Here is an 8898-nt window from a genome sequence, read left to right on the forward strand (position 1 = left end):
ACATAAACATACCCCAAGTTTATTTAATTGACTGATACATAGCATGAAAGCGCATAAAACCTACAAAAATAGTCTAATATTTTGGCTAACAGTAACTCATTTTTTTATTGGTTACTTATCTTTTGGACAACAAATAACTGTAAATGACAGTTTTACCTCACAACAACTTATTGAAAATAATTTAGTACAAGGTTGTGTAGAAGTTAGTAACATAAACTCTAATTATAATGGTCAAGTTGATGGTTTTGAAAGTTTTGGATATTTTGAAAGAGCTAACTCAAACTTTCCTTTTGAAAATGGTATTATTTTATCTACAGGACAAGTAACTTCTGCAGGAAATACAACTAACACTAGTGCATTAAACGAAGGTAGCGATAGCTGGACTACAGATCCTGATTTAGAAGCTGCACTTGGAATAAATAATACCCTTAATGCTACATCTATTGAGTTTGATTTTGTTTCTACCTCAAGTACAATTTCTTTTAATTACATATTAGCATCAGAAGAGTATTTTGCAGATTACCCATGCCAATACTCAGATGGATTTGCTTTTTTAATTAGAGAAACAGGAAGTAGTAACCCATATCAAAATATTGCATTGGTACCAGGCACATCAACACCTGTAAACACGAATACTATTCATGATGAAATAGTTGGTTTTTGCCCAGAAGAAAACAGTAATTATTTTGAAGGTTATAATATTGGAGACACTAACTTTAATGGTCGCACTACTGTAATGACAGCTTCTGCAAATATTACTCCTAATGTACAATACAGCATAAAACTAATTGTAGCCGATCAAACAGACAGAAACTTTGACACTGCAGTATTTATAGAAGGAAACAGCTTTACAGACTCTGTAGATTTAGGTGAAGATATAACAACTTGTGATGCATCTATAACTTTGGATGCAAATACTAACAATCCACAAGCTAGTTACCAATGGTACTTAGACGGAAATATAATTAATAACCAAACGGATAGCACTTTAAATGTTACTACAGATGGTAATTATACTGTTGAAGTTACAGTACCTCTTAGCGCAGATTTTTGTTCTTTTCAAGATAGTATTAATGTTGTATTAAACACCATTCAAAATGGACCAACAATTTCTGATATTGAAGTTTGTGATGATGCTTCAAATGATGGTACAGAAATATTTGATTTAACACCAAAAACTTCTGAAATAGAAGCTACGCTTCCACCTTCAACATACGACATTACTTTTCATACCTCTCAAAATGATGCAACTAATGACCAAAACCCAACAACATCTGTAACTAGTACTACAGCTGTTCAACCTATCTTCTACAATGCTCAAGATACCACGTCTGGTTGTATTTATATAGGGACTTTCAACTTAATAATTAATCCATTTCCTACCATAGTTAATCCATCACCTTTATCTGTTTGTTCTGATGGAGGAGGAAATGTAGATATGACTGTTAAAGATGATGAAATAACGTCTTCAAACACAAGCTATGTAGTGTCTTATCATTTTTCTAATGCAGATGCTTTAACAGGAGACAATCCAATACCTCAACCTTATACACCTTCTAACCCAACCGAAACTGTTTTTGTACGTGTTGTAGATATAACTACAGGCTGTTTTACAACTACAACGCTTGATATAGAGGTTAATACAAATCCGCAAATTAATCCTGAAACTGTTCAATTAGATGCTTGCGAACAGGATGGAGATGGTTTTGACACATTTGACCTTACTCAAGAAATTGATCAAATATTACAAGGGTTAACAAACGTAACAGTGACTTATCACGAGTCTCAAGAAGATGCTAATAATGGAACAAACCCAATAGCTAATCCAACAAGCTATGATAATATAGACCAAGATGTACAAACTGTTTTTGTGCGTGTGGAAGACAATACAACTGGTTGTGCTTCTGTTGTACCTATGGAGCTTCACGCATTTCTTTTAGAAACAGGCACAAATATTACCGATTTTTATGAATGTGATGATGCATCAAATGATCAAATTGTAGATTTTGATTTATACCATATTGGATTAGAGATTATTAATGATTTAGAAAATGTTACTATTGATTTTTATGAAACAGAAACAGATCAAATCAATAATACCAATGCTATTAATCAATCTGTACCTTATACTATTAATGCTAGTCCTACTCTATTATACATAACCTTAAATAGTAGTAGCTGTAGTCATTTTTCAAATATTCAACTATTAATAAACGAAGGTTTTGAAGTAGTTTTAACAGATACACAAACTTACTGCGATACAGATGACGACGGATTTACAAGTATAGACTTAACTTCTTTTGATGCATATTCTGGTAATGGTATACCAAATCCATCTGTAGATTACTATTTAACTCAAGCAGATGCAGATAATAATACTAATAGCTTGCCTGCATTTTATACTAATACGACAAATCCTTTAACCTTATATGTACGTGTACAAAATACCATGACTGGTTGTTACGCAACGTCTTCTTTAGATATTGAGGTTTTACCAGCTCCAACCATTAATCAACCTTCAGATATCATCATTTGTGATGATGATCAAGATGGTTTTTTTATAGTAGATTTAGACGCTAAAATCCCAGAAATTGTTAATACCACTACAGATAGAGCTTTTAGTTTTCATACCTCACTAACTGATGCAGAAACTAATAGCAGTCCGATTACAGATACGCAAAATTATAATGCTAATACACAAACTGTATATTGCCGTGTAGAAAACACTAATACCGGTTGTTACGCTGTGCAATCTATTACTATAATAGTAAACACATTACCCATATTTACACCAATAGAAACTTATACCAATTGTGAAAATGATGGTAATCAAACCGCAGACTTTATCTTTCAAGAAAAAGATGCAGAAATTTTAAACGGTCAAACAGGAAAAGAAGTTTTATATTTTGAAACTGCTCAAAATGCTATAAACAACGTAGCTCCTATTGATAAAACTGTTGCATATCAAAATACATCTTCGCCTCAAACTATTTTTGTTAGAGTACATAATATTACAGATCAAAGCTGTTACGATACAACTTCTTTTGATATAGAAGTTGGCGCTTACCCAATTTACAACACGCCAACAGATATATTTGTTTGTGACGACAACTCTAATGATGGGTCAGAAACTTTTAATCTAGATGATATTACTTCAGAAATCACTCAAAGTTCATCAGAAAACTTAACAGTTACTTATCATTTATCTCTAGCTGAAGCTGAAGCGCAAACTAATCCATTACCAAATTCTTTTACAAATACAGTAAATCCTCAACAGATTTTTGCTGTTGTAGATAACGGTACTTATTGTAAAGGTATTTCTAGCTTTGAGTTTAATGTTATACAAGTCCCGTTAACAAACACACCAAATAGTTTAGAGACTTGCGATAATGATACAGACGGTTTTACAACTTTTGATTTAACCGTTTCAGAAATTGAAGTATTGCCAATTAGACAGAATAATACAGAGATTGAATATTACACAAACCTTATAGATTTAGAGCAAGGCACAAACCAGATTACTAACCCAGAAAACTTTACAAATACAATAAATCCACAGACAGTGTTTATAAAAGTTGTGAATACTATTTCTAATTGTTATGCAGAAATTCCTTTAGATTTAATTGTTGAAGTACCACCTGTTATTAATCCAAATGTAACTACTCAAATTTGTGAAGAAAGTACTTTCTCTTATAATTTAAACAATACATTACCAGATTTAGTAGACACAACACAGTCTATTGAAACTGAGTTTTATTTATCTTTAAACGATGCTCAACTTCAACAAAATACTTTAGACTCAAATTACAATTACAACGTTGGTAATCAAACTATTTTTGTAAGAGCTAATTTTACTGGAAGTAACTGTTTTAACATAGAGTCTTTTATACTACGTGTAAACCCATTGCCTACAGCAAATAATATTCAAGATTTAGAAACTTGTGATGATGATTATGACTTGTTTGCTAATTTTGATCTAGGTGAGCAAACTCCGGTTGTATTAGGTAATCAAAACTCTTCAAACTTTACGGTAAGCTATTATACATCTCAATTAGATGCTAATAATAATGAAAACGCCTTAACAGATTTAAATGTACTTAGTGAAGATGGAACAACATATTTTATCCGTATAGAAAACAATATTACAGGCTGCTACAACACAACAAGTTTTAATACAATTGTACATAGAAAACCAGAATTAGATATTGAAGACCAAGTACTTTGCTTAGATAATTTACCATTGTTAGTTTCTGCTGAAACCAACGCACCAACAGACAGCTATTTATGGTCTAACGGAAGTACAAATTCTTATATTGAAATTAATCAAACTGGAACATATTCTGTAACTATTACAACACAATTTGGTTGTTCTACTTCTACAAGTTTTTCTGTTTCTCAATCTGAAGCTGCTACTATTGACTTTACAGAAACTATAGATTTTTCAGACCCAAACAATGTTACTGTAGAAGTTTCAGGAATTGGAGATTATTTATATCAATTTGATGATGAAGATCCACAAGAATCTAATTTCTTTAACAATGTATCAATTGGTCCTCATACAATAACTGTAATAGATTTAAACGGATGTAATTCGACTTCAAAAGACATAGTAATTATTGATGTACCTAAATTTGTAACACCAAATAATGATGGCTATTTTGATACTTGGCATATTACAGGTGTAGAGCAGTTAGAAGGCACAATAGTACATATCTTTGATCGTTACGGTAAACTTTTAAAAACATTAAATCATACCTCTCAAGGTTGGGACGGAACTTATAACGGAAATCTATTACCTGCAACAGATTATTGGTATGTTGCTAATGTTAAAAAAGGCGCTATAGAATTTGAAATTAAAGGGCATTTCGCTTTAAAGCTTTAACATTTTTATAGTCTTAATAATTAGATTTGTTACGTACATTTGCATGCCAGTTTAAAATGTATGAGACAAGCATTTATTTTATTTATTTTACTAAGTATAAATTTAGCTGTATCACAAAATGTAACTACAGATTGGACATCTTACACACCACAACAATTAATTGAGGATGTTTTAATAGGTAATGCGTGTATATCTAATGTTCAAGTCACTAATGTTGTTGGTGGTAATTTTAACACAAACGACTTAAGTTACGGGTATTTTAATGCAAACGGATCTTCATTTCCATTTCAAGAAGGTGTTGTTTTAAGTACAGGTAAACTCTCTAACGTAAACGGACCAAACACTTCACTAAGCGATGATAATGCTAGTAATTGGCAAGGAGACACAGATTTAGAACAAATTTTAAATGAAAGCAATACGATTAATGCTACCATTATAGAGTTTGAATTTACTGCACCTGCAAACCAAATAAGCTTTAGATATTTATTTGCTTCAGAAGAATATCAAGAAGGTAATCCCAACACCTGTCAATATTCAGATTTATTTGGATTTTTAATTAGGCAAAGTGGCACACAACAGTACGAAAACATCGCTTTAGTACCAGAAACTAACACTCCGGTTAAGGTAACAACGGTACATCCAGGAATACCTGGTGCTTGTCAAGAAGAAAACCAAGCTTACTTTGGTAGTTGGAATAACAGTAATGCACCAATAAATTTTAATGGTCAAACAGCTGTACTTACTGCTATTGCAAACACAACTCCTAATGTTACTTATGAGGTTAAATTAGTTATCGCAGACGAGCAAAATTTCCGTTATGATTCAGCAGTCTTTTTAGAAGCTAGTAGTTTTGAGTTATATACAGATTTAGGCCCTAATTTACTTCAAAACACAAATAACGCATTATGCGAAAATGACACCACAACATTAGACGCCTCACAACCAAACGCAACAGCTTATGCTTGGTTTAAAGATAATATTTTGCAACCTGAAATTACTTCTAATTATATAGTAGATTCTCCAGGAACTTACAGTGTAGAAGTTACTTTAAATAATGGATGTATTTCTTATGGTGAAGTTGTTATTGAAGAGTTTCAACAACCTATTGTTCAAAACACATCATTAACAAATTGCGATATTGATCAAGATGGATATACCACATTTAACCTAAACTATGCAGAGCAGACTATTATAAACAATGATAGCAATTTATTTGTAGTAGATTATTTTACTGATTTTAATGATGCGCAACAACAAATTAACCCAATACAAACGCCTGATAGTTTTAATAACACACAAATAAATCAAACTGTATTTGCACTGGTTAGCTCTACTCAGTCTAATTGTTCTAGCATAGCAGAAGTTAACTTAAGTATTTCAAATAATACATTACCAAGTTTTTCTTTAGACGCTTGCGATGAAGGTGAATTAGACGGTTTTACAACCTTTGATTTAACCCAAGTACAATCGCAAATTGCTAATGCTGTTCCTGCAAATTCAACAATAACATTCTATCAAAATTTAGATAACGCTTTCGCGGAAACAAACCCTTTACCTTTAAGCTTTGAAAATACCGAAGCTAATTTTCAAACCATATTTGCTAAAGTTACTAGCAATGGTAATGAGTGTTTTGCAGTTACTAATGTAGATTTATCTGTGTTATACACACCACAAATAGAAGCAGATCAATCTTTAGATTACTGCTTAAATAATTATCCTGAAACGATAACCCTTTATGGTGGAGTTTTAAATGACTCGCCAAGCAATTATTATTACCAATGGTTATTAAATGGAATAGATACAGGAGTTAACACAAGTTTTATTGATATTAATGAAATTGGTACCTATACCGTAATTATTACAGATCCTAACGGTTGCTCAAACTCAAGAAATATAATTGTAAATCCAATTGAAGCACCAATAATAGAAAGCATAGATTACACAGACTTTTCTAATAACAATACAGTAACTATTAATTTAGAAAATACTGGAGAATTTAGTTACGCTATAGACGATCAACCTTATCAAAACAGTAATACATTTACTAATATTTCAGCTGGTATACATACTGTTTATGTTACAGAAATTAACGGCTGTCAAACGATAGAGCAAACTATAGCAATAATTGGTTTTCCTAAATACTTTACACCAAATAATGATACAATTCATGATTATTGGAAACCATACGGAATGACAGATGGTTACAACACTAATCTTGATGTTAAAATTTTTGATCGTTACGGTAAACTTATACATATTATTAACCCAAACACAAAAGGCTGGGACGGAACTTATAGAGGACGGTTAATGCCAGCAAATGACTATTGGTTTTTACTTACAGACACCAATGGTAGAACATATAGAAGTCATTTTGCTTTAAAAAGATAAACAACTAACTTTTACTTAACACAAATAAGATAAAATATTGTTTTATTTGCCGTCCAATTTATACAAATGAAACATATTTATTTTTTATTAGCATTAATAGTTCTTTCTAGTAATACGCTTTTAGCTACAAGTTGTCCAGACCCAATAATTAATACAATTAACCCTAGTTCTGGTCCTGCAAACACATTAATTACTATAAATGGCAGCAATTTTTCTACAACATCTCAAATAACTATTGATGGTATTTCTGCGACTTATAACATCATTGACAATACTCATATAGAAGTTTTTATTCCTACAGGAACTAATGGTTTATCAGATTTAATAATAAATACTTCTGGAGGCTGTTCTACAACAGCAGCAACGCAAATAAATGTATTAGATTCTTCTTGTAATACAAGCGAGATTTATATTTCAGAAATATATGACTCAGAACCTGGAAGTTATGGAGTTATAGAACTTTACAACCCTTCCAACACCACTGTAACTTTAGATGACATTTATGATATAGAACGCTACGGAGATATTGGTAACGCTACACCTTCTATAACTGTTCCTTTAGTTAACACCATTGGGCCACAACAAACTTATATCTTGCAAATGGGTAGTAATGGAAATACCTGTTCTGTTTCTGCAGACGAAAGTGTTGGTTCTGGTTTTAACGATAATGATGAATTTAAATTACTTAAAAACGGTGTTGTTATCGATGCTGTTGAAGCTTTAAACGAAAGAGGCTATAGTTTTATAAGAAACCCTAATGCTATTGCTCCTATTAGTATTTTTAACGCTTCAGACTGGTCTATCTCAGGGACAGAAAATTGTAGTGATTTAGATAGCCACACAACTAATTTTAATAATAGCAACCCAACGATAACTCATCCAAACTCTCAAACAATTTGCGATAATTCAAATATAAGTTTCACAACAAATGTAGATACAGGTTCATATACTTACCAATGGTTTTCTTTAAATTCTGTTGGTGTTTGGGTTCCATTAAATAACGACTCTACTTTTTCTGGAGTTAATACCAATACTTTATCAATTACAAATGCAACAGTTTCTTTAGACAACAGTCAATATTACTGTCAAATGGTTTCTGCAGATTGCAATTTATACAGTAATACCGCCCAACTTTATATCTTAAATCCACAAGTTGATACTCTTTCAGATCAAACCGTTTGTCAAGATTATACATTACCTACTTTAACCAACGGTAATTATTTTTCTGGTGCTAATGGTAGCGGAACGATGTTAAACGCTGGCGATGTCATTTCTACATCGCAAACCATCTATATTTATAATGAAATTGGTACTGCACCAAATACTTGTAGTAACGAGTCTAGCTTTACGGTAACAATATCCGGTAATCCGCCAGTTGATACAATCTCAGATCAAACCGTTTGCCAAGATTATACCTTACCTACTTTAACTAACGGTAATTATTTTTCTGGTGCTAACGGTAGCGGAACGATGCTAAACGCTGGCGATGTCATTTCTACATCACAAACTATCTATATTTATAATCAAATTGGTACTGCGCCAAATACTTGTAGCAACGAGTCTAGCTTTACTGTAACAGTTTCTGGTAATCCGCCAGTAGATACGATTGCTGACCAAACCGTTTGTCA

3 protein-coding genes are annotated in these 8898 nt (G+C 32.1%); all 3 read left to right on the forward strand.

Features of this window, described 5'->3' with window-relative positions; translation table 11 throughout:
• Window positions 1–43: 43 nt before the first annotated feature.
• Window positions 44–4882 (forward strand): T9SS type B sorting domain-containing protein, encoded by a 4839-nt coding sequence (locus tag H574_RS0108410; protein ID WP_081653196.1) that lies wholly within the window; start codon window positions 44–46, stop codon window positions 4880–4882.
• Between the two features lie 60 nt (window positions 4883–4942).
• Window positions 4943–7270 (forward strand): T9SS type B sorting domain-containing protein, encoded by a 2328-nt coding sequence (locus H574_RS0108415; RefSeq protein ID WP_027880155.1) that lies wholly within the window; start codon window positions 4943–4945, stop codon window positions 7268–7270.
• A gap of 66 nt (window positions 7271–7336) precedes the next feature.
• Window positions 7337–8898, forward strand: a 1562-nt coding sequence (locus tag H574_RS0108420) for an IPT/TIG domain-containing protein (protein ID WP_027880156.1), incomplete at its 3' end; no start/stop codon positions are given.

Source organism: Mesoflavibacter zeaxanthinifaciens DSM 18436 (assembly GCF_000422365.1).
GTDB lineage: Bacteria > Bacteroidota > Bacteroidia > Flavobacteriales > Flavobacteriaceae > Mesoflavibacter > Mesoflavibacter zeaxanthinifaciens.

Excerpts from the sequence above, each read along its gene's own strand:
- H574_RS0108410 (WP_081653196.1), top strand. The coding sequence starts at position 44 with ATGAAAGCGCATAAAACCTACAAAAATAGTCTAATATTTTGGCTAACA.
- H574_RS0108415 (WP_027880155.1), top strand. The coding sequence starts at position 4,943 with ATGAGACAAGCATTTATTTTATTTATTTTACTAAGTATAAATTTAGCT.